Annotated in this window: 1 rRNA gene; it reads right to left on the bottom strand. The window is 54.3% G+C overall.

What is annotated here, in order from left to right:
• Positions 1-696, bottom strand: a 23S ribosomal RNA gene (locus IE312_RS38035); the annotation flags it as partial.

The following is a 696-nucleotide window of genomic DNA, read 5'->3' on the forward strand; positions in this document are numbered from 1 at the left end:
CTGTCCCTGATCCGGATCACGGACCCAGGTTAGACATCCAGCACGACCAGACTGGTATTTCAACGACGACTCCACAAACACTGGCGTGCCTGCTTCAAAGTCTCCCAGCTATCCTACACAAGCCGAACCGAACACCAATATCAAACTGTAGTAAAGGTCCCGGGGTCTTTCCGTCCTGCTGCGCGAAACGAGCATCTTTACTCGTAGTGCAATTTCACCGGGCCTATGGTTGAGACAGTCGAGAAGTCGTTACGCCATTCGTGCAGGTCGGAACTTACCCGACAAGGAATTTCGCTACCTTAGGATGGTTATAGTTACCACCGCCGTTTACTGGCGCTTAAGTTCTCAGCTTCGCCCACCCGAAAGTGAGCTAACCGGTCCCCTTAACGTTCCAGCACCGGGCAGGCGTCAGTCCGTATACATCGCCTTACGGCTTCGCACGGACCTGTGTTTTTAGTAAACAGTCGCTTCTCGCTGGTCTCTGCGGCCACCCCCAGCTCAGAGCGCAAAGCTCATCACCAGTTGTGGCCCCCCTTCTCCCGAAGTTACGGGGGCATTTTGCCGAGTTCCTTAACCATAGTTCACCCGAACGCCTCGGTATTCTCTACCTGACCACCTGAGTCGGTTTAGGGTACGGGCCGCCATGAAACTCGCTAGAGGCTTTTCTCGACAGCATAGGATCATCCACTTCACCAC

Source organism: Streptomyces capoamus, from assembly GCF_014654935.1.
In the GTDB taxonomy this organism is placed as follows: domain Bacteria; phylum Actinomycetota; class Actinomycetes; order Streptomycetales; family Streptomycetaceae; genus Streptomyces; species Streptomyces capoamus.